Annotated in this window: 23 protein-coding genes; 18 read left to right on the top strand and 5 right to left on the bottom strand. The window is 35.6% G+C overall.

Annotation, left to right across the window (positions count from 1 at the left end; translation table 11 throughout):
• Nucleotides 1-12: 12 nt before the first annotated feature.
• The 4 genes from Q8X41_RS11060 to Q8X41_RS11045 all read left to right on the top strand — a co-directional run bounded on the left by Q8X41_RS11060 (nucleotide 13) and on the right by Q8X41_RS11045 (nucleotide 4,135).
• Nucleotides 13-765, top strand: coding sequence for an exodeoxyribonuclease III (locus Q8X41_RS11060; RefSeq protein ID WP_397536399.1), 753 nt, complete (start codon nucleotides 13-15; stop codon nucleotides 763-765).
• 113 nt (nucleotides 766-878) lie between these two features.
• A complete protein-coding gene (locus Q8X41_RS11055; RefSeq protein ID WP_397536398.1) occupies nucleotides 879-3,245 on the top strand; it encodes a penicillin acylase family protein in 2,367 nt (788 codons plus the stop codon).
• A 171-nt stretch (nucleotides 3,246-3,416) separates the two neighbouring features.
• Nucleotides 3,417-3,788 (top strand): fluoride efflux transporter FluC, encoded by a 372-nt coding sequence (locus tag Q8X41_RS11050; protein ID WP_397536397.1) that lies wholly within the window; start codon nucleotides 3,417-3,419, stop codon nucleotides 3,786-3,788.
• On the top strand, nucleotides 3,788-4,135 hold the full coding sequence (locus Q8X41_RS11045; protein ID WP_397536396.1) for a fluoride efflux transporter FluC: 348 nt from the start codon (nucleotides 3,788-3,790) through the stop codon (nucleotides 4,133-4,135). Before Q8X41_RS11050 ends, Q8X41_RS11045 begins: the two co-directional genes overlap by 1 nt.
• 11 nt (nucleotides 4,136-4,146) lie before the next feature.
• On the opposite strand, the gene Q8X41_RS11040 is transcribed toward Q8X41_RS11045, so the two are convergent.
• Entirely contained in the window at nucleotides 4,147-5,154 is a 1,008-nt protein-coding gene (locus Q8X41_RS11040; protein ID WP_397536395.1) for a P1 family peptidase, read from the bottom strand.
• Nucleotides 5,155-5,316: 162 nt separating this feature from the next.
• On the opposite strand from Q8X41_RS11040, the gene Q8X41_RS11035 reads away from it, so the two are divergent.
• The 8 genes from Q8X41_RS11035 (at nucleotide 5,317) to Q8X41_RS11000 (ending at nucleotide 12,661) form a co-directional block, all read left to right on the top strand.
• Nucleotides 5,317-5,682: an ArsR/SmtB family transcription factor gene (locus tag Q8X41_RS11035; protein ID WP_397536394.1), complete on the top strand. Its 366-nt coding sequence runs from the start codon at nucleotides 5,317-5,319 to the stop codon at nucleotides 5,680-5,682.
• On the top strand, nucleotides 5,669-7,774 hold the full coding sequence (locus Q8X41_RS11030) for a heavy metal translocating P-type ATPase (RefSeq protein ID WP_397536393.1): 2,106 nt from the start codon (nucleotides 5,669-5,671) through the stop codon (nucleotides 7,772-7,774). Before Q8X41_RS11035 ends, Q8X41_RS11030 begins: the two co-directional genes overlap by 14 nt.
• Nucleotides 7,775-7,801: 27 nt before the next feature.
• The gene (locus Q8X41_RS11025) at nucleotides 7,802-8,911 is read left to right on the top strand and encodes a GNAT family N-acetyltransferase (RefSeq protein ID WP_397536392.1); all 1,110 of its coding nucleotides are present in this window, start codon (nucleotides 7,802-7,804) and stop codon (nucleotides 8,909-8,911) included.
• 161 nt (nucleotides 8,912-9,072) lie between these two features.
• Complete coding sequence (gene mntR / locus Q8X41_RS11020; RefSeq protein WP_397536391.1) at nucleotides 9,073-9,492, top strand: transcriptional regulator MntR; 420 nt, start codon at nucleotides 9,073-9,075, stop codon at nucleotides 9,490-9,492.
• A gap of 28 nt (nucleotides 9,493-9,520) precedes the next feature.
• Nucleotides 9,521-10,378: a S1 RNA-binding domain-containing protein gene (locus tag Q8X41_RS11015; protein WP_397536390.1), complete on the top strand. Its 858-nt coding sequence runs from the start codon at nucleotides 9,521-9,523 to the stop codon at nucleotides 10,376-10,378.
• 168 nt (nucleotides 10,379-10,546) lie between these two features.
• Nucleotides 10,547-11,482: a DUF1002 domain-containing protein gene (locus Q8X41_RS11010; RefSeq protein WP_397536389.1), complete on the top strand. Its 936-nt coding sequence runs from the start codon at nucleotides 10,547-10,549 to the stop codon at nucleotides 11,480-11,482.
• 233 nt (nucleotides 11,483-11,715) lie between these two features.
• Entirely contained in the window at nucleotides 11,716-11,997 is a 282-nt protein-coding gene (locus tag Q8X41_RS11005; protein ID WP_397536388.1) for a GNAT family N-acetyltransferase, read from the top strand.
• A 178-nt stretch (nucleotides 11,998-12,175) separates the two neighbouring features.
• A complete protein-coding gene (locus tag Q8X41_RS11000; protein ID WP_397536387.1) occupies nucleotides 12,176-12,661 on the top strand; it encodes a DUF4064 domain-containing protein in 486 nt (161 codons plus the stop codon).
• A gap of 293 nt (nucleotides 12,662-12,954) precedes the next feature.
• On the opposite strand, the gene Q8X41_RS10995 is transcribed toward Q8X41_RS11000, so the two are convergent.
• On the bottom strand, nucleotides 12,955-13,587 hold the full coding sequence (locus tag Q8X41_RS10995; protein WP_397536386.1) for a TetR/AcrR family transcriptional regulator: 633 nt from the start codon (nucleotides 13,585-13,587) through the stop codon (nucleotides 12,955-12,957).
• 170 nt (nucleotides 13,588-13,757) lie between these two features.
• Between Q8X41_RS10995 and Q8X41_RS10990 the strand changes: the two genes are divergently transcribed.
• Complete coding sequence (locus Q8X41_RS10990) at nucleotides 13,758-14,210, top strand: GNAT family N-acetyltransferase (protein WP_397536385.1); 453 nt, start codon at nucleotides 13,758-13,760, stop codon at nucleotides 14,208-14,210.
• 84 nt (nucleotides 14,211-14,294) lie between these two features.
• On the top strand, nucleotides 14,295-14,630 hold the full coding sequence (locus tag Q8X41_RS10985; RefSeq protein ID WP_397536384.1) for a hypothetical protein: 336 nt from the start codon (nucleotides 14,295-14,297) through the stop codon (nucleotides 14,628-14,630).
• An 82-nt stretch (nucleotides 14,631-14,712) separates the two neighbouring features.
• Here Q8X41_RS10985 and Q8X41_RS10980 read toward each other — a convergent pair whose 3' ends face one another.
• Both Q8X41_RS10980 and Q8X41_RS10975 read right to left on the bottom strand, forming a co-directional pair.
• Nucleotides 14,713-16,209, bottom strand: a complete 1,497-nt coding sequence (locus tag Q8X41_RS10980; RefSeq protein ID WP_397540249.1) for a succinate CoA transferase — start codon at nucleotides 16,207-16,209, stop codon at nucleotides 14,713-14,715.
• 261 nt (nucleotides 16,210-16,470) lie between these two features.
• Nucleotides 16,471-17,121, bottom strand: a complete 651-nt coding sequence (locus Q8X41_RS10975) for a LytTR family DNA-binding domain-containing protein (RefSeq protein ID WP_397536383.1) — start codon at nucleotides 17,119-17,121, stop codon at nucleotides 16,471-16,473.
• Nucleotides 17,122-17,525: 404 nt separating this feature from the next.
• On the opposite strand from Q8X41_RS10975, the gene Q8X41_RS10970 reads away from it, so the two are divergent.
• From Q8X41_RS10970 to Q8X41_RS10955, 4 genes are all read left to right on the top strand, one after another.
• Nucleotides 17,526-18,311 (top strand): helix-turn-helix transcriptional regulator, encoded by a 786-nt coding sequence (locus Q8X41_RS10970; RefSeq protein ID WP_397536382.1) that lies wholly within the window; start codon nucleotides 17,526-17,528, stop codon nucleotides 18,309-18,311.
• A 105-nt stretch (nucleotides 18,312-18,416) separates the two neighbouring features.
• On the top strand, nucleotides 18,417-19,268 hold the full coding sequence (gene yidC / locus Q8X41_RS10965) for a membrane protein insertase YidC (protein WP_397536381.1): 852 nt from the start codon (nucleotides 18,417-18,419) through the stop codon (nucleotides 19,266-19,268).
• 115 nt (nucleotides 19,269-19,383) lie between these two features.
• A complete protein-coding gene (locus Q8X41_RS10960; protein WP_397536380.1) occupies nucleotides 19,384-19,629 on the top strand; it encodes a hypothetical protein in 246 nt (81 codons plus the stop codon).
• A gap of 142 nt (nucleotides 19,630-19,771) precedes the next feature.
• The gene (locus tag Q8X41_RS10955) at nucleotides 19,772-20,515 is read left to right on the top strand and encodes a D-alanyl-D-alanine carboxypeptidase family protein (protein ID WP_397536379.1); all 744 of its coding nucleotides are present in this window, start codon (nucleotides 19,772-19,774) and stop codon (nucleotides 20,513-20,515) included.
• Nucleotides 20,516-20,667: 152 nt separating this feature from the next.
• Here the strand turns inward: Q8X41_RS10955 and cls are convergent, their stop codons facing one another.
• On the bottom strand, nucleotides 20,668-22,125 hold the full coding sequence (gene cls, locus Q8X41_RS10950; RefSeq protein WP_397536378.1) for a cardiolipin synthase: 1,458 nt from the start codon (nucleotides 22,123-22,125) through the stop codon (nucleotides 20,668-20,670).
• Between the last annotated feature and the right edge of the window lie 143 nt (nucleotides 22,126-22,268).

Genomic DNA, 22,268 nt, shown 5'->3' with positions numbered 1-22,268 from the left:
GAGATTTTAGCAATGAAATTTATATCATGGAATGTAAACGGGATTCGTGCTTGTTTGAAAAAAGGGTTTATAGATTATTTCAATGACATGGATGCAGATTTCTTCAGTATTCAAGAAACAAAATGCCAAGAGGGACAAGTAGAAATTGAGTTACCTGGTTATTATCAATTTTGGAACTACGCACAGCGAAAGGGCTATTCTGGAACAGCTATATTCACAAAGCATGAGCCACTATCTGTGAGATATGGCGTAGGTGAAGAGGATGTACAAGAAGAAGGCCGTATTATTACGTTAGAATATGAAAATTTCTATTTAGTTAATGTCTACACGCCAAATTCAAAACGAGATTTAGCACGTTTAGAATATCGTGTGGTTTGGGAAGATGAATTACGTGCCTATTTAAAATCATTAGATGACATAAAACCGGTTATTTACTGCGGAGATTTAAATGTGGCACATGAAGAAATTGATTTGAAAAATCCTAAAGCTAATATAGGTAACTCTGGTTTTACAGATGAAGAAAGAGGCCGTATGACCAGATTATTGAATTCTGGTTTTACGGATTCATTCCGCTATTTATATCCAGATTTAACGGATCACTACACTTGGTGGTCTTATATGAATAAAGTACGCGAGCGAAATATTGGATGGCGTATCGATTACTTTATTCTTTCTAATCGCTTACAGGAAAAAATCAGGAAATCTGAGATACATGACAACATTTTAGGTAGTGATCACTGCCCGATTATGTTGGAAATACAATAAAACAACCGGTTAGATATTGAACACTCGTTTTAATAAAAAGCGGGTGTTTTTTATTTTGTTTTATGGGATAAAGCGAATCCCTTCCGAATATAGAGAAGTTAGGAGGGATTCGTATGGAGAAAAAAAGGAAACGACGATTATGGAAATGGCTCTTGTATACACTTGGTACGCTGATTGTTGTCATAGTTGGAACGACGTGGTATGTCAATTACTATATCGATAAATCTAAACCTCAAATTGAAGGAGAAGTTATTCTAGAAGGAATTGATCAAGATGTTAAAGTGACGAGAGATGAAAAAGGTGTACCTCATATAGATGCAAAAACAGATGCAGACCTTTACCGTGCACAAGGATATGTACAAGCGCAAGATCGTTTATTTCAAATGGATTTATCTAGAAGACAAGCAAGCGGCATGCTATCAGAGGTAGTTGGCAAATCTACACTTAAGACCGATAAATTTTTTAGAACCTTCAGTCTTAGGGATGCTGCCAAAAAGTCTTACGATGGCTATTCGAAGGAAGCGAAACAAGTGCTTGCTTGGTATGCAGAAGGGGTTAATGATTTTATCAAACAAGCTAAAAAAGAAGGCACCTTACCATATGAGTTTAAATTATTAGGGTATGAACCTGAGCCATGGACAGAAATTGATTCCTTAACTATTGGAAAATACATGGCGTATGATTTAGGGGGAAATTGGGATATGCTCGCTTTTAGGCATTGGGCGTTAACGAATTTATCTCCAGACGAGGTTCAAGAGCTGATGATCCATTATCCTGATAACGCGAAAGCTATTATTGAGGAGAACCTTGCACATACAGTCAAAGTATCTGGTCAATTTGATTCGTCACTTATTCCAAATGAATTTAATGGTAGTAATAACTGGGTTATATCGGGTGAAAAAACCAAAAGTGGAAAGCCATTACTAGCAGATGACCCACATTTAGGATTAAGCACACCTTCCGTATGGTATCAAATGCATCTTACTTCTCCAACGCAAAATGTAAGCGGAGTTATTTTCGCAGGCATTCCAGGGATTATATTAGGACATAATGAAGATATTGCTTGGGGCGTTACAAATGTAGGACCGGATGTACAGGATTTATATATTGAAATGCCAAATCCCGATAATCCGACTCAATTCAAATATGAAAACAAATGGGAGCAAGCAAAAGTACGGAAAGAAACGATTAAAGTAAAGGGCCAGAAGCCTGTAAATTATAAAGTCATTGTTACGAGACATGGACCTGTTATTTCAAATCTGGCATTCAAAAAGGAAAAGCCAACAGCTGTCTTTTCAATGCAGTGGACGGCTTTACAGTCAACCCAGGAATTACAAGCGGTTTTGAATATGGACCGAGCTACCAATTGGACTGAATTTGAAAAAGCTCTAAGAGATTTCAAGGCACCTGCTCAAAACTTTGTGTTTGCTTCAGCAAAAGATGGAACTATTGCTTATAAAGCAAATGGGCTTATTCCCATTCGCAAAAGAGGAGATGGTCAATTCCCTGTACCAGGTTATTCAGCAGATTATGGTTGGAAAGGGTATATTGATTTTGATAAATTACCGACGGTCATCAATCCAGAGAATGGTTATATCGCGACAGCTAATAATAAGGTAGTAGGTAGTGGATATCCATATCATATTACGGATTTTTGGGCACAGCCATATCGCTATGAGCGAATCGTAAGGATGTTAGAGGAAAAAGACGATTTCACTGTAGAAGATATGGAGAAAATGCAGTTAGATACGGAGAATTTATATGCGGAAGAATTTTTGCCTAATATGATTCACTCTGTTGAAAAGCAAGGAAAGTTAAAGACTGTCGTGAAATTAATGAAAGATTGGGATTACCAAGATTCTATTTCCGAAGGCGCACCACTTGTTTACCATCTATGGATGCTTAATATTCAAAAGCAACTCTTTAAGAAATCCATGCCTGCGGATGTTTATGACATGATGCCTGGAAAATATAATATTGCAGATGAATTGTTACGCCAAGCATATAAAGGGAAACCAGGGGAATTTGTTGATAAGGCTGGTGGCGTCGATGAACTTGTAACGAAAGCTTTGCAAGAAACAGTAAATGAAATAAAAGAATCCTATGGAGATGATTTAACAAAATGGCGGTGGGGAGATTATCATCAAGTTGTATTCAAGCATCCTTTATCTTCTGCATCTCCAATTTTAGCTTATCTACTAGATTCAGAGAAAATGCCAGTATCGGGTTCAAAGGTGACTGTTCGGGCAGCTGCCCCAGATAAATCGGGTATCGTTAATCATGGTGCATCCTGGCGATTTGTAGCCGATTTAAGTGACTTATCGAAGGCCTATCATATCGTTGGACCAGGGCAAAGCGGACATTTAAAATCCAAGTGGTATCATGATCAAGTTGACGATTGGGTGAAAGGAACATATCATGAAACTGTGATCAATGGTAAGATATCAAACGGTTATATACTAATATTGAAAGCGAAGTAAAGAAAAACTTCACTTGAGAAGGGGACACTCCGCACCATCTTGTGTGTTAGCTAAACCAAGCGGGCTTTTACGGGGTGTTGATCTACTATTCATCAACATAACCTAGGAGTAAGTCATGGAGAGTGGAGTTTTTATTGCTCGTTAAATCGGGTTAAATTGAAGGTGCGTTATGTGTTAAAAAATATGATAGCGGTAGTACTAGGTGGAATGTTAGGCACTTTGATGCGTTATGGTGTCATTCTTAACGCGCCAACTGAATGGGTGCTGTGGATAGAAAACGGTTTAGGTAGTTTCGTTATGGGTGTGTTTAATGGTTTATTCACACGTTTTCCGCAGTATTCAGGTTGGAAGCTATTTTTGACGACTGGAATGCTCGGTGCATTCACAACGTTTTCCACATTTTCAGTAAACTGGTTTAAATTAATGCAAGAAAATGTAGTAATGGCGATTGTTTATGCAATCATGATGACCGTAGTATGTATTGTATTAGCATCATTTGGCTTTTTACTAACTGCGCCTAAAAAGAAAGCAGGTGAGCGGTGATGATTTGGCTTGTACTTGCTATAGGTGGTGGGATAGGTGCTGCGGCACGTTATGGCATAGTTTTATGGATGGAGCATAAAGAACAGCCATATTACGTATCAACATTTATCGTGAATAGTGTTGGTTCATTGCTAATGGGGTTATCACTTCATATCTCAGTAGACCAACAGTTATCCACAGCTTTCTTTGCTACTGGCTTTTTAGGAGCATTTACGACGTTTTCCACATTTGCATTTGATACGGTTAAATTGATACAAGAAAAAGATGGCCGTGGTGTATTCTTGTATCCGGTTTTAACACTATTTGCAGGGATTATCCTGGTAACACTTGGATGGCAAATAATATGAAAAAAGATTGGCTATGAGCCAATCTTTTTTTTATTAAATTCAGCTTTCTTTACAACACGATTTTTTCGTCCAACAGTCGTTTCAGCATGTAATAAAGATTGGTAAATAGATTCTTCAGTAGCTTCAATGGTTGCTTGGAAAAGATCATTCATTAATTTTGAATCATCTCGTACAAATGCTACAGGTTCGCCAATCGGAGAAGCTGATTGATGTGGGATTGTATAAGCCGTTGAAAAAGCGATAATAATATCGCCACTGCCATTATGAATATGTGTGCCTGTGCGCCCAAGTCCAATAGCAGCCCTTTTTGCAAGGCGTTTTAACTGGCGATCGCTAACTAGTGCATCAGTTGCAACGACAATGATAACGGAGCCATCAGGCTTTTCGATAGGAGAATCTTGCTGCCAGTTTGCAAAACGACATTCACCAGCATTGCCAAAATTCGTGAGTGACAACACTCCTACTGTAAAACGTTCGCCATCTCGCTCGGCAATTCTTGAAGATGACCCGATACCACCTTTTTGTTCATAACAAATCATCCCTTTTCCAGCCCCAACAGCCCCTTGTTTGAATGGTGCTTGTTTCGCATTATGTATAGCAGATATAGCGTGTTCAGGCTTCACTGCACGAACTCTCATGCTATTTAAATGACTATCATTACATTCACCAATAATAATATTAAGAGAACTGGTTGAATCACCAATGCTAGGATTTTGCTCGAGCATATAATCTAAAGTGCCCTCTAAAACGGCTGCCACACTAAATGTATTGGTAAGCATAATAGGAGACTCAACAACACCCAATTCTTCCACTTGAACAAGTCCAACAGTTTTGCCAAAACCATTTAGCACAAAGCTTGCTGCAGGAACCTTTTGTTCAAATAGATTGCCTTCGTGTGGCAAAATAGCCGTTACCCCTGTGCAAATCGTATCCTCTTCGTTTAATTTTTCGTATAACGTAACATGACCAACATGAACATTCGGAACATCTGTAATCAGATTCCAGTGCCCTTTTTTCATAGAACCACCCCTTTTGCTATTTTTACCAATATACCTAATTAGTTACTCTTTCTCAATTCTTTTTAACAATCAAACGGATATTTGAATAACATATAGAAAACAGTTATACTAAGACTATCAAAAACACTCAAACATACATTTGAATGAAGGAAGTGAAGAAATATGGATAAAGAAATATGTGAAATCACAAAAGTAAATGAAGAGGCAGTTGAAAGAGTTCAAAATCAAATGCCTGAGTTAACAGATTTAGCTCAATTTTTTAAAGCATTAGCAGATGAAACACGACTCAAAATAACTTATGCTCTAACTATTGAGGAATCACTTTGTGTCTGTGATGTAGCAACCGTTATTGGATCATCAAATGCAACAGCATCACATCATTTAAGGTACCTAAAGGACCATGGTTTAGCAAATTCACACCGGAAAGGTAAGATGGTATATTACGCATTAGCGGATTCCCATGTTAAACAGCTCGTTGAAATTGCTTATGAACATTCGAAAGAAGGCGCATGCAATGAAAAAAACTAACACTCAAGAATATCGATTACAAAATTTGTCCTGTGCTAATTGTGCAATGAAATTCGAAAAAAATGTACAAAGTATTCCTACAGTAGAAGAGGTACAATTAAATTTTGGAGCAGCTAAGCTGACGGTGAAAGGTGATGCTTCAATTGAACAACTATGTGAAGCGGGAGCATTTGATGGCATAAAAGTAGTGCCCGCTTCATCCAGAGAAGAAGTGCATATTCCGTTTTATATGAAAAAAGAAAATATTCTAGCTGGTATTTCGTTATTATTTGTAATTGCAGGTTACTTAATGAGTGTATTGCAAGGTGAGGACCACATAGCAACGATTGGTCTATTCTTTATCGCCATTGTGATAGGTGGCTTTACTATTTTCAAAGATGGGTTTAAAAACTTATTCCATTTTGAATTTGATATGAAAACATTAATGACCATTGCGGTCATCGGTGCGGCCGTTATTGGTGAGTGGAAAGAAGGAGCCGTTGTCGTTTTTCTCTTTGCAGTTAGTGAGGCACTTGAGGGCTATTCCATGAATAAGGCAAGACAGTCAATTCGGCAGTTAATGGATATTGCACCAGCTACAGCGCTTGTTCGTCGTAATGGTGAACTGGTCGAATTAGCTACAGAAGATGTACAAATAGGTGATGTCCTTATCGTGAAGCCAGGACAAAAAATTGCTATGGACGGAGAAATCGTTGGTGGAATGTCGACAGTGAACCAAGCACCCATTACGGGCGAATCTATTCCAGTCAAAAAAGCGGTTGGAGATGAAGTTTTCGCAGGTACATTAAATGAAGAAGGTGTACTTGAAGTTAACGTCACAAAACACGTGAAAGATACAACAATTGCAAAAATCATCACTTTAGTAGAAGAAGCCCAAGCAGAAAAAGCACCTTCTCAAAAATTTGTAGATAAATTTGCGAAATATTACACTCCTGCTGTTATTCTTATTGCAATAATTGTAGCAATTGTACCTTCACTGATTGTCGGTGATTGGCATCACTGGATTTATCAAGGGCTTGCAGTACTCGTTGTTGGATGTCCGTGTGCTTTAGTCATTTCTACACCAGTAGCCATTGTTACTGCGATTGGTAATGCAGCAAGACAAGGGGTGCTGATTAAAGGTGGCATACATCTTGAACAGCTTGGACATATCGAAGCCATCGCATTTGATAAAACAGGTACTCTAACAAAGGGTGTACCAGAAGTGACAAACATATTAGCCCTACAAGGCACTTCAGAAGAGCTTTTGATTAGATTAGTGGCTGGTGTTGAACATAGCTCGCAGCACCCTTTAGCAAAAGCCATTTTAAATTATGCAGAAAATGCTTCGATTATCATAGAAAAAGGCATAGATTTTCAATCTGTAACTGGTAAAGGTGCGTACGCAACAGTAGATTTCCAACAAATTTTTGTTGGAAGTGTTCAATGGATTCAAGAATTAACTGACATACCAAAAGATATTCTGAAAGAGGTTGAATCACTACAATATGAAGGGAAATCAGTTGTTGTAGCAGCTTCTAAAACCACTTTATTAGGAATCATTGCAATTGCTGATCAGGTTCGCTCAAACAGTAGATCTGTATTGCAGGATTTACAATCAATTGGAATCAAGAATACAGTCATGTTAACAGGTGACGCAAAACCAACAGCAGAAACCATTGCAAAACAATTGCATTTAACAGATATTAAAGCAGACTTATTACCAGAAGATAAATTAGAAGCAATGAAAGAATTACAACAGCAATATGGTTTTGTAGCAATGGTTGGGGATGGAGTGAATGATGCTCCAGCATTGGCGGCAGCGTCTGTAGGTATTGCTATGGGTGGAGCTGGGACAGATACAGCACTTGAAACAGCAGATGTCGCTTTAATGGCTGATGACCTTGGAAAGTTGCCTTATACAATAAGACTTAGTCGAAAAACGTTGCGAATTATTAAAGAAAATATTATGTTTGCATTAGGGTTGAAAATTTTAGCATTACTACTAATTATTCCAGGGTGGTTAACATTATGGATTGCGATTTTTGCAGATATGGGTGCAACATTGTTAGTCGTGCTAAATTCACTACGCTTAATTCGCATTCAAAAATAATACCAATGCAATCGGGGGTTAACTATTGTGAAATTAATCGAATGGACAATGGAAGAACAAGAGCAACTTATTGAGTTTATGACAACAAACGTATGGCCATACCATGAAAATTCACATCCTGCTCGAGATATTGTTGAAAAAGCAATTGATGAAGGTGGCTATGAATCAGATGAATCTAAAACATTTTGGCTTGTAAACGATGACGACCTACAAGTGGGAATGGTGAAAATATATGACCTGCAAGATGACATTCCGCTATTTGACTTACGTATAGCTGGAAAATGGCGAGGAGTAGGTTATGGTACCAAAGCTTTAAAATTAATAAGTGAATATGTTTTTTCATTGCCGAACAATAAAATACGCTTAGAAGGTCATACTAGACAAGATAATATTGCCATGCGTAAGACATTTGAAAATGCTGGTTTTGTAAAAGAAGCGCATTTACGACAAGCTTGGTACGTTCCTAAGGAAAATGCATATTACGATGCCATTACGTATGGTATTACACGCCAAGATTATTTAGAAGGAAAAACAACACCTGTTAGCTGGGATGACGAGGTCAAAATTGATACGATCAATTATAAAGAAAATTGGGATTTTCCAAGTAGCTTTGAGTCAGAAAGGCTAATCATTAGAATGCCTATTATGGAAGATGTAGATACTGTTTGGGAAGCAATCGTACATTCTGCCAAAACATTAAAGCCTTTTATGAATTGGGCACAGACATTGCCTGAAAAAGAAAAAACGAGAGAAAACATTCGTCAGGCAATTGGTGATTTTGTCACAAGAAAAGATTTAAGATTACATGTATTTCTGAAGGATAGTGGAGAATTTGTCGGTTCTACAGGATTACATAATATCGATTGGACAATTCCGAAATTTGAAATTGGTTATTGGTTAGACGCACGATTTGAAGGAAAAGGCTATATGACGGAAGCTGTTCAAAGAATTTCTCAATTTGCCTTTGAAGAATTAAGAGCTAAACGTCTGGAAATTCGCTGTGATAGTGATAATATTAGAAGTCGGGCTGTAGCAAGTCGTGCACAATTTGAATTAGAAGGTATATTAAAACAAGATAGTAGATCAGCTGATGGAAAAACGCTTCGTGATACTTGTATTTATGCTAAGATTCAATAATACTCATTGAAATGGAAAGTTATTAATGTAATACTTGTTTTCGGCGAGAACGCATCTCATTAATTTATGAATAAAATACAACTGTTTTGTGCTTATTGTTACGTTTTGTAGTTTCATGTAGTAAACTAGAGAGATAGGAAATCGAAAGAGAGGGAATTGAGATGCCGACACCGAGTATGGAAGATCACATCGAACAAATCTATTTACTAATTGACCAGAAAGGTTATGCACGTGTATCGGACATCGCAGAAGCATTGTCAGTTCTTCCTTCCTCTGTTACCAAAATGGTTCAGAAACTTGATAAAGATGGTTATTTAATATACGAACGCTATAGAGGCTTAACTTTAACAGCAAAAGGCTTAAAGTTAGGAAAACGATTAGTAGAGAGACATAGCTTATTGGAGCAGTTTTTAAGACTTATTGGTGTGGATGAAGAACGAATATACAATGATGTAGAAGGAATCGAGCATCATTTGAGCTGGAATTCCATTGAATGCATTGCTGATCTCATACAAGTTTTAGAAGAGAACCCCGATTTTATTCACAAATTGGAAGAGCTAAAAGCTCATACAGGTGAATAATACATGTCATATGAAAGGAGCAAGAAATATGGCAGAATTACAATCAGGTGAGGTAGTAAAATTAGTAGTAAAAGAACAACAAGAATCTAAGTATATATTAACAAACGATGAATTAGATATTCCGTTAAATGCTTCTGAAGTAATCGAACCGTTAAAAGTTAATGACAAAATAGAAGTGTTTTTGTATGCAGATCGTAGAGGAAATCTATCTGCAACAACAGCGATACCGCATATTCGTAAAGACGAATATGGATGGGCACGTGTACTACATGTAAAAGATCGTGAAGGTGCTTATGTGGATATCGGTACTTCAAGAGAAGTACTTGTTCCTGCTGAAGATTTACCAAAATTAAAACCGCTTTGGCCAGAACCTGGACAACATCTTTATATCACATTGCGTACAGACCGTGAAGGTGGCCTATTTGGTCGTCTTATTACGGAAGAAAAAGTATTAGAAATGTATGAAGATGCAGAACCAGAACTATTTAATAAGAATATTTTAGCTCGCCCTTATCGTGTATTGCCAGTTGGAACATTTTTACTCGGTGTAGATAAACCGTATCGTATTTTCGTTCATGAATCTGAACGTGGAGCAGAACCTCGTCTAGGCTCAGATGTTAATGTACGTGTTATTGAAGTAAAAGAAGATGGTACCATTAATGCTTCTATGCTTCCACGTAAATATGAACGATTATCAGATGATGCTGAGCAAATCTTTAAGTATCTTCAAGAAGTTGGCGGTAAAATGCCATTTGGTGATAAATCTTCGCCTGATGAAATTAAAGAAATGTTCCATATGAGTAAAGGTGCATTTAAACGTGCATTGGGTACTTTGATGAAAGCCGATCGTATCGAACAAGAAGACGGCTGGACTCTAATTAAATAAGTGAACTAAAGAGCAAAAGGAGAAAGTTTTAGCCGCTTTCAGAAACTTTTTGCTCTTTTTGACGTATTATTATTGAGGGTCTAATACGTATATTCAAAATTAATAGCAAGTAGGCAGCATAAACTGTACACGAATAAGTAACAAAAGGTTTAAGGGGGAAATTAATTAATGAAAAAACAAATATTTGCTGTGGTAGCAGCTATGTGTTTAACAACTGCTGTAGTTGCGCCAACAACGAGCTATGCAAGTACTAATTCATCGCAATCGTCAGATGAAGTAGTTAATGAAAAATTAGGTGTTCCAATCGTAGTCTACGGTGGAAGTCTATCAGAAAGCGAAAAAGCAAGCGTAAAAAATAGTTTAGGCGTTGCAAATAATTCTGATATTCAAGAAATTACAATTACAGGTGCAGACATTGCCAAATATATTGAAAATGGAAATTCTAGTGCACGTCTTTATTCATCAGCTAAAATTACACCAAAAGATGCTGGTTCGGGTTTAGTCATTAATATCGTGACACCTGAGAACATTACTGAAGTAACAGCTGATATGTACTCTAACGCGATGTTAACAGCGGGGATTGAGGATGCAACTGTTGAAGTTGCAGCTCCTAAAAAAGTAACGGGTCATTCAGCGTTAGCTGGTATCTACAAGGCATATGAAGTAACAACAGGAAAAAAATTAGACAAAGATCGTACAGATGTAGCAAACCAAGAATTATCAGTTGCCACTGACATTGCCCAAAATTCTGGGGTCGATAACGAAAAAGTTAGTCAACTATTAACAGATATTAAAAAGCAAATCGCAGAACAAAACCCTGCTACAAAAGCAGACGTTGAAAAAATCGTCGATGAACAACTACAAAAGTTAGAAATCAATTTAAGTGATAAAGACCGTCAACTGTTAATTGATCTTATGAATAAAATTAGTAAACTTGATATTGACTTTAGTAAATGGTCTACACAATTGGATGATTTAAGTGGGCATATCAAAGACCAATTAGGCAAGATCAATGAAGATATAAAAAGTGATTCAGGCTTCTGGGCGAGTGTGAAAAACTTCTTCCAAAAAATAATTGATGGTATTAGTAGCATTTTTGGCTAATACTTGTTATGTATTAATAAATCCTTACGTAGCTTATGCTATGTAAGGATTTTAAATATAAAAGAGGAAATGCTCGTTTCTCTTTTATACAACGCATCTGTAGTTCTGAACCGAATGACAGTTAAATTGTAATTGAAATCTCGACGTAAAATACTTGAAGCAAAATTACGTCTACTATCATTACAAGAATAAAATGTGCTAAACTATATTTTAAAATATGGGGGTGTTATTAAATGGAATTTCAATTAAGTAATAGAAGTCATGAAGAATATGCTTTCGAAAATAAAAAAGATGGGCAAGTAGTAGCAGAAATTATTTGGACACAGTTAGGGGATGTCATGGTAGTAGACCATACTTATGTTGATGGTTCATTACGTGGTCAAGGCATTGCTAAACAATTACTAGACCGAGCTGCAGATTATGCTCGTGAAAATGAGTATAAAATTGATGCGGTTTGTTCATATGTTGTAAAAGCTTTTGAAACATCACACGAATATGATGATGTAAAAGCTTAGGTTTAAAGCAGTGGTGGCTAGTCGCTGTGTCGGGATAGAATAAAAGAATCTAAAATGGCTGTCTTTTAAGTATAGAAAATTACTTATAAGATGGCTTTTTTTGGGGAATGAAAAATTTCGAAACTTTTCAGAGTGAGTCACGTATAGTAATCTATAACAATAAAATTGAGGTGATTGAGTGAAAAGAACAATTGAAATTGTATTTGGAGTTATTGGCTCATTTTTCAATATAATTGCAATTGGATTTATGGGCCTTATGCTGGTTTTTATAAATGAATTCCAAAATAATACCCAAGCGCAAGATGAATTCATTGCAGAATTCCAAAAGCAATTATCAGAAGATCCACAATTTCAAGATGTAGACATGCAAAGTTTTTCTGATAGCATGTTGTCAATTATAAACTTTTTTGGACCTACTGCATGGTTTATTATCATATTCTTTATCATAAGCTTTATAGTGGGCATTATTGCTATGGTACAAGTCGCGAGGGTAAAAGATAAAACGGCAAATTTGGCAGGAGCTATGTTTATTATTGCTGCTGTTTTTGCTGGTATTCTTTCACCTACCTCTCTCATCTATTACATTGCTGCAATTATTTGTTTCGTACGTAAGCCGAAGGTAGAAGTATCTGACTCAACTTATAGTGACCAATCTGTAATATAATACGAAAGGAGTTCTCGCTTAATCCGTTGTAAGGAGAGCTCCTTTTGTCTTTTATTCAGCAAAGGTAATAACTTCGAAAGAATTTATCCGGCATTAACGGGCAGTAATACCCCCACCTCAAGATTGAGAGAAAAGCAAAGATGATAGGTGGGGGATAACTGCCCGTAAAAGCCCGATTGGTTCGGTCCAACAGGATGTTGGACACTCAGTTGTTGCCATAGGACGTGGCGAAATTAAACTGAGTTCTTTTTTTTATGGGGGATGAAGAAAACCCCACTGATGGAAGTTTCACTTTATTTGAATAACTGGCCTTCAACAATACCTATAATAGTCTGTCGAATATCTGCAGGGAATTCATCTAAATGGAGAGTATGATCATAAATACGCTTATGCGTGATCATGGCGAGCAATGCGCCGATAATACCTACTTGAAAGAGTATTAAATCGAGTTTAGGTAAACTTTCTTCATCCATTCGTTTTATAAGTTCCTGGTCTGCAAAGGACATTCTATGAATGTTGGCAATATATTGTTCTGAAAGTTCTGGGTGTATAGCGGATTCATTGAATAGTATTGTATATTGTGGACGATTGTAAAAAACGTTGTCTAAAAGCTCTTCAGTCCATACATGTAAAAGTTCATGATCAGATAATTCATGGTAATGGTTTTCTTCTTGAAAATCTAACCACTTGGGTTCGACAGTTGCTAATAATAGCTCCATCTTTCCTTTAAAGTATTTATACAAAGCTGCTTCAGATACACCGACCTCTTTTGCGATGATTGAGGTAGAAGTAGCATCGTAGCCCTTTTTATAAAAAAGATTGCGGGCAGTTTGGACAATCTTCTCTCTTGTTAAAGTTCCTTTTGTTTGTTTATTTGAATGATGGGCCTCATTCATTGAGCATAACCACACTTCCGTTAAATACATACATCGTTTCTTTTAATGATAGCAGATAAATAGCATTGGCAATAGTCACAGAACTACTTAGCATATATTTAGTGTCGTAAGCAGTTTTTAAGTTAAATGATTGATGTGACGTATTTTATTCGAAAAGAAATAGTATTTGTGGAATAATGGTGCTAGAGGAGTGATGCAAAGTGGCATGGAAAGAACAACGCTTTGAAGAACTATCGACTGAAGAATTATATAAAATTATTCAATTAAGAATTAATATCTTTGTTGTTGAACAAGAAGCTTATTATGAAGATCTAGATAATCATGACCAAAATAGTATTCATATTACATATGAAGAAGATGGTAAACTCATTGCATATGCAAGAGCCGTTCCTCCAAATGAAAAATATGAAAACATGGCATCATTTGGTCGTGTAATTGTTCTACCAGAAGCTCGTGGTACAGGTCTAGCACAAGAACTGTTAAAAAGAGTCATTGCGGTAACTGATAGAGAATGGCCAGAATATGATTTGTTTATACAAGCACAGGCGTATCTTCAAAACTTTTATGGTAAATTTGGCTTTGAAGCAATTTCTGAACCATATGAGTTTGAATGCTTACCACATATTGATATGGTGTGTAAATGTGACAAATAATTATAATATCGCATGAAAATGTGTATTTTCTAAAAAATGGGGTATAGTTATTTTAGAACGGTAAAATGGGAGGGAATGATGAAGATGGCAAAAGGCAAATCTTTATTAATAGCAGGACTTGCAGCAGGTGCATATGCTTATTTTCGTAAAAAGGAAAATCGTGATAAGGCAGTAGAAGCATTTAGTTGCACAAAGAACAAACTAAATGAGTTTATAGACAAACTCTCTGATTCATCTGTTGAAGTAGCAGGAGATGCGATTAATACAACAACAGCGGATGGCTATGCAAACGCACATCATACTTATAACGATGATGATACCAAAATGATTTATGAAGGTTCTGCAACTGCAATTCATTATGAAAACGAAGAACAACATGAACATTTGAATGGTGTAAAACCTCCAAATGATCAAAACTAAGAACATTAAATTCAAAAAAAGACTCAGCATAATTGCTGAGTCTTTTTATATTATATCGTTCTTTAACGATTAAAAGTCACTCTTAGTTTTCTTCAGGAAGCATTGTTCCGTATTTTGCTAAGTTTGTGTGGAATGATAATGCTTTTTCTAAAACGTGAGGAGTCTGTCCACCACGTTCTTTTGCTTCTTCGAAATATGCACGTAGAGCAGGTTTAAATGCAGGGTGTACGCAGTTTTCAATGATAAGTTCCGCACGTTCACGAGGAGCTAAACCACGTAAGTCTGCAAGACCTTGTTCTGTAACAACGACGTCAACATCATGTTCTGAGTGATCAACGTGTGATACAAATGGAACTACTGATGAAATTTTACCATCTTTAGCATCTGATTTTGTAATGAAAATGGAAATACGAGCAGCACGAGCGAAGTCGCCTGAACCACCAATACCGTTCATCATTTTTGTACCTAATACGTGAGTAGAGTTTACGTTTCCGTAAATATCGAACTCAAGAGCTGTATTCATCGCGATTAAGCCCATACGACGAACTAATTCTGGGTGGTTCGAAATTTCTTGAGGACGTAATACAAGTTTTTCTTTGTATTTGTCTAAGTTACCGTATACAGATTCCATTTTTTCAGCTGTTAATGAAGTTGCGCAACCTGAAGCAAACTTAACTTTGCCAGCATCGATTAAGTCGAATACTGCATCTTGAAGTACTTCAGAATATACTTCTAAATCTTTGAATTCAGAGTTTGCCATACCACCAAGTACAGCATTGGCAACAGAACCAACACCTGATTGAAGTGGAGCTAATGTTTCAGTTAATCGGCCTTCTTTAATCTCATTACGGAAGAAATCAAGAATGTGGTCTGCGATTTGTTGAGTTCCTGGGTCAATTGGTGTGATTGTAGTTGGTGAATCTGGTTGATCTGTAATTACAACTGCAGCCACTTTATCTAAATCTAAAGGAATACCGATTGTACCGATACGATCTGAAGCATGGATTAATGGAATTGGACCACGTTCACCTTGTGCTTCTGGTACATAAATATCATGAATACCTTCTAGTTGTGGATAAGAAGCTAAGTTTAATTCGATAATAACTTTATCAGCATTTTGAATGTAAATAGGTGAGTTACCAACAGAAGTTGTTGGGATTAACATACCGTCTTCTGTTACAGCTACTGCTTCAACAACAGCAACGTCAATTTTATTAATTGCATTTTGACGTAAATATTCAGCAGTTACTGATAAATGTTGGTCAACAAATAGCATATCAGCTTTGTTAATATGACCACGCATTGTACGATCTAGTTGGAATGGTAAACGTTTGTTAACGATACCGGCATCAGACATTAAAGCATCAATGTCTGAACCTAAAGAAGCACCTGTGAATACATTTACTTTAAAGTCTTCTGATTTTGCACGTTCTACTAGTGCCATAGGAATAGCTTTCGCATCACCAGCGCGAGTGAATCCACTTAGTCCAAGTGTCATTCCATCTTTAATGATTAGGGCAGCTTCATCAGCTGACATTACTTTTTTTGCAAGTTCGGAATTACGAAGTCTTTCTTCCATTTTTACTGTCACGGAAATCTCTCCTTCTATTTAACGGAAAATTTTATATCAATTCTGTAAAAAGATTCTACTTGGAGTATAAGTTATTAGAATAATTATATTACCATTTTTAATATTATCACCGAAATGTCACATTTTGTTTATAAGAGCATGAAAGGGTTTAAAAAACGAATCAGGCAGAAATTTGTCGAGTAAAAGAGAAAAGGAGTTGTACCAAGATAGTTTTGGTCAACTCCTTTATAATATCCGCGGAAATTATTCCTAGAATCCTAAAGAGCGGCGGAAATAACTTGCATAGCGTTGGCTAACAGGAATTCGTGTACCGTCCTTCATAATTAGTAGGAATGTAGAATGTGAATCTGGTTGAATTTCTTCGATAAAGTCAATGTTCACGATATATGAACGGTGGCATCGGATAAAAGTATCAGGAGATAAGAATAACTCAAGATCACTTAAATTTAAACGATGGTAACCTTCTTTTTGCATAGTTTTGACGAATGTTTTACGAAGTTGAGTCTCTAAATAGATGACTTCATTATGTTTTACTGGGTACCAACAGTCGTCAATTTTAATCGTGATGTAATTTGTTAAGAAAGGAGAAGGTTTTTGTGGGAATATTGCTGTGATTGCACCTTTTGTTTCCCCTTCTTCCATTAATGGAATACTCATTCCATAATAAGGAATACCGAATACTTCAGGCTCAATGAAAGAATTTATTTTTTGACCATAGTCAATTGCTTTTTGAGTTGCAGAACCTTCTGGTATTTCGTCACCGGGTTTTATCTTCAAGTCAATTTTCTTACTTGGTTGATAATATAAATATTTTTTTGTATCTGAAATAACGATTGAAGTGTTATCAGGGAAGAATTCCTTTATAACTTGTATCAATTCCTCGATAGATCGTGGATCCATTAATTCCTACCTCGTTTCTTTCCATTCTTAAAAGTTCTTTCACAACATATTACTATAGATTAATTATTAAATTAAGTATAGCTAATAATTGTATAGGTTCATACATAAAATGTGACATGAATTTGTCCATATTAATACTATAGTTTGATACATTCCAAAAATAAAGATAAATATTTCATAAAAAACACATTTTTATTTTTTCATTTATTTGACAAAAATAATACTTTTTTTGCATAAAATCCATTTTCCAATTGTATATTTATTGAGAATAAGGTCCCATTACGAAAATACGTAAAATTTCTTTATAGTTGGGTAATAAAACTATTTTCATATTACCATTTTCGTTATATAGTAAGAATAATGTAATAAAAAAGTATGTGACTTTATAGAAAGATGGGGAGTTTATGCTACAACAACAATATTCCATTTCAGAGGCTATTTCTAAAAGGTATTTCCAAGAAATTGAGACGATGAATCACTACGAGGGCATAGAGAGATTCTTCGATATTGAGGCTCAATTATTGCGAGAAGTATATCAATTGGAAGCAAAAGCTGCGAAAGATTCGTTGCGTGAATTACTTGATATATTATCAGTACGTTCGGGAAAACAGTTTTTTAGAGCAATCAGACATTATTTTGTTATCTTATCATCAGTTGTCACAAGAAAATTGATTGAGAATCAAGCGCCATCTAAGAAAGTTTTTGCTTTTAATGTTGCATGCGTAGAGATGATTGACGATCGCTTAAATGATGCAGAATATTTGCAATTTGCAGATGAGCTAATTGAATTTTACATTTATGTCATCTCAGAAAGAAAACAACCTTCATATAAGCACCAAACAGTCAATAAAGTTATTATGTACATCGATGATGAGGTTGAAACAGATCTATCAGTAGAAGATATTGCACTGTACTTTTCTATTAGTACAAGTCACTTATCTCGTATTTTTAAAGAACATGTAGGTATTACTCTAGTAGAGTACTTAAATGTTCGTAGAGTAGAAGAATCTCAATATTATTTACGACATACAAATAAAAGTATTTCTGATATTTCGGAACAGTTCCATTTTTGTAACCAAAGCTACTATACTCGCATCTTTAAAAAATACGTTGGCATCACACCAAAGCACTTTAGAGATCGTCCAGATTACGAATATTTTCGCTTCCAATTACCTGAAAGACTTTTATAATGAAAATAATTACATATAATTTATGCTTTGCATGACTTTGATTTGATTAGTATCCTTTAAATAATGTATACTTCAATATAGCTTGAGAAATTGTAGGTGAAAATATTGAAGAAGAAACTTGGGTTAATCTCGATGCTTGGTTTAGTGCCATTTGTGCTAGCTGGCTGTGATTCAGTTAAGAACCAAGAAGGCTTTTTTTATAGTACTTTTGTAAAACCAATGGAGTTCCTGTTAGATTTCATCGGTAATACTGTATTTGCCGGTAATTACGGTGCAGCTATTATCACAATAACTGTTCTTGTTCGTTTAATATTGATGCCATTCATGCTTAAAAACTATAAGAATCAGCAAGGCATGAAAGAAAAAATGGATAAATTGAAGCCAGAAATGGACGAAATCCAAAAGAAATTAAAAGCAGCAAAAACAAAAGAAGAACAAATGGCATTGCAACAAGAAATGATGGGCTTGTATAAAAAGCATAATGTCAACCCTATGAATATGGGATGTCTTCCTGTTCTTATTCAAATGCCGATTATTATGGGCTTGTATTATTCAATTTTGTATTCTAGTGAAGTTCAAGCGCATCACTTCTTATGGTTTAAACTAGGTCAACCAGATGTTGTTATGACGATAATTGCTGGTATAGTTTACTTTGTCCAAGCACAAGTATCATTATGGACGGTACCAGAGCAACAAAAAGGTCAAATGAAGATGATGATGTACATTTCACCAATTATGATTATGTTCATCTCGTTCTCTAGTATGGCGGCATTACCACTATACTGGTCAGTCAGTGGTGCCCTTTTAATTTTCCAAACATACCTAGGCCGTAAATTCTATTCAAAACACCCTGAAAAAGCAGTAAAAGAAGCTGCAAATGCACCAGAAGAGAATAGAAAACTAACGCCAGCAGAAAAACAAGCTGCAAAATCAGCGAAGAATAAACCAAAAAAATAGGTTTAAACTAAATCGGGGCGAACTTTGTCTCGATTTTTTATTTTAAAGTTTACAAGCCTTTAATAAGGAAAAAAAGCCTACCTGACGTGTGGAGCTGGATAAGGAGGATTATTACATGAACCTAAAAGTAATATCAGGTGTACTCGTAACTATTACGAGTATTCTTGCCGTCTTTTTTGTCATTAAACAAAACTTTAACCTAGCTGTTCTGTTCATATCACTAATGTTTACCATTACAAATACATTCCGTGCAAAAGATATGGCAAGACAAGGTTATGAGAAAGAAGCAAAATGGATGAAAGCTATGGCAACTTTCTTCGGAATTGCAACTCTAGTTGTATTAGTTACGATTATTTTTTAGTATAAAACGGTATCAATGCATCTTGATGTATGATATCGTTTTTTTGTATAGTTAAGTGACCGTAGTATTGGTTATTTGATTTTTGTATTTTATTGCTATAGAAATAATGTTTATGTTAAAAGTTTGATAGAGGTGTATGAAAGTGAGTAAAAAAAAATATTATAGATTTCCAATTGCTCTAGCATCGATTGTTGCTATTTCTGGTAGTCTATTAGCAGGTTGTGGTGGTCAAAAAACGGAAGACCATCCTACTAAAAACGAACAAAAAGCAGTGACACATGATACGACTGCTGCTACAACTACTAAAAAGGCGCAAAAGGTGGATGCGGGTGGTTATATAGAGGGGCAAAAGTTGCCTAAGAAAGCGACGTATATTCAAGGTGTTTTGGTGGCTAGTAAACAATATCCATTACCAGCTGATTTTGCACCAGGAGAAAATGTTGAAGCCCGTCATGCTTTTGAAGAGTTAAATGCAGCAGCTTTATTAGATGGCTTTAAATTTAATGCCTTTAGTACATATCGCTCTTATGATAGACAAGTAGAGTTGTATAATGCATATGTGAAACGGGATGGTAAAAAGGCTGCCGATACTTACAGTGCACGTCCAGGGTATTCTGAACATCAAACAGGCTTAGCTTTTGATATTGGAGAAGTTGGAAGCGAAGAAGATTTTGCTGACAATAAATTTGGAGATACTGAAGCGGGCAAATGGATTGCAAAAAATGCTCATAATTATGGTTTTATCATGCGTTACCCAGAGGGGAAAGAAGATAATACAGGTTATATGCACGAATCTTGGCATTTCCGTTATGTTGGCAAAAAAATTGCTACAGAGATTTATGAAAAAAATGAAACATTAGAAGATTATTTAGGCATTAGTAAATAATGATGAGAATGAAAAAGCTTAAAGTACGGAAATCATTACGTACTTTAAGCTTTTTGTTTTATATTCGATCAAACGGGTTCTATACTAATTTTCTAGTATATGTGGAAAACAAAGGGGAACGTGTAGTTGTTCATGCAGATTTTCCTATTCTTTTATAGAATCGGAGAAAGTAAGCGAGAAATTGACTCTTTCATTTTAATAATGCGTGAACGGTTTGCATATAATTCTGGTGTAAGTTCGGTTGATAATAACATATCTTCTTCAAACAGTTCTGCTAGTTGATGTGAAGTATCACGGTGGTATATGAATGCATTTACTTCAAAGTTAAGTTTAAAACTACGGAAATCAATATTTGCTGTACCGACAGTAGATGCTTCATCATCGATGACAATCATCTTTGTATGCAAAAAACCATTTTCGTAAATATAAATTTTGGCTCCTGCCTTAATCAATTGACCAACATTAGAATACGTTGCCCAATAAACAAACATATGATCCGGTTTATTAGGAATCATGATGCGAACATCAATTCCTGATAAGCAAGCAATACGAACGGCATCCATAAAACTATCGTCTGGAATAAAATATGGTGTTTGAATATAGATATATTTTTTTGCCATACCAATTAATTTTAGATAACCATTTTTTATTTGTTCCCATTCAGAATCTGGGCCACTTGATACGATCTGTATACCGACTTCACCCTTACGAGCAATAGTAGGAAAGTAATGATCAGAGTACTGAATATCTTTTGTATTAGAAGCTTGGTTCCAATCCAATAGAAAGCGTGTTTGCATTGGATGAACTGAACTACCTTCAATTCGTAAATGTGTATCTCGCCAATAGCCAAACCTTTTTTTTAAGCCTAGATACTCATCACCTACATTAAATCCACCGATATAACCGATACGTCCATCAATAATGACAAGTTTACGGTGATTACGATAGTTCATACGAGGGTTAATAAGAGGAAGTATAGAAGGAAAGAAGACCTCTACTTCTCCACCGGCTTCTATTAGTTCTTTGAATTGTTTTTTATGTACACCCCTTGAACCCATTTCATCATATAAAAGCCGAACTTTGACACCTTGTTTCGCTTTTTTAATCAATGATTGTAAAATGCGTGTACCTAAATGATCCAGCTTAAAGATGTAATACTGAATATGAATATGGTGTTTTGCAGCATCAATATCTTTTATTAGTTTTTTGAATTTATCTCTACCATCATTATAAATCATGATTTCATTATCTTGTGTAAGTACTGCGTGATTTGTTGTTAAATTCATGTAGATCAAATCTTCATAGTGTGCTGCATCATCTAATCGATAGTCAAAAGTACCTTCACGGATGGCATCCATTTGATAATCAATTAGTTTATCAATCCCTATTTTCTTTCGGCCTTCCCATCGGAAGAGATGTTTTTTACGAAGCTGGCGTCCAAACAGTAAGTACAAAATAAATCCTATAACAGGTAAAAAGAATAGTACAAGAATCCAAGCCCATGTGGAGCTAGGGTCTTTTCTTTCTAAGAAAATAATAATGGGAGCAAGGAAAATATTTAAAATCAAACTTGCGGAAATACTTATAGATAATAAAGCGGCCGTATCCATTTATTCACCTTCTTCCATAATCTTCTCTTAAGTATAACGTATATAACAGTTATTAAGAAAGAATTACAAGCATCATTATATATTATTGGAAATTTAATTTTTTTATTGTAATTAAAAACCTACTTGACCGATAGGATTTATTA

Source organism: Rummeliibacillus pycnus (assembly GCF_044359855.1).
Taxonomy (GTDB): Bacteria; Bacillota; Bacilli; order Bacillales_A; family Planococcaceae; genus Rummeliibacillus; species Rummeliibacillus pycnus_A.
The sequence above is the reverse complement of the archived record's forward strand: the minus strand, read 5'-3'. Positions and strand labels throughout refer to the sequence as shown.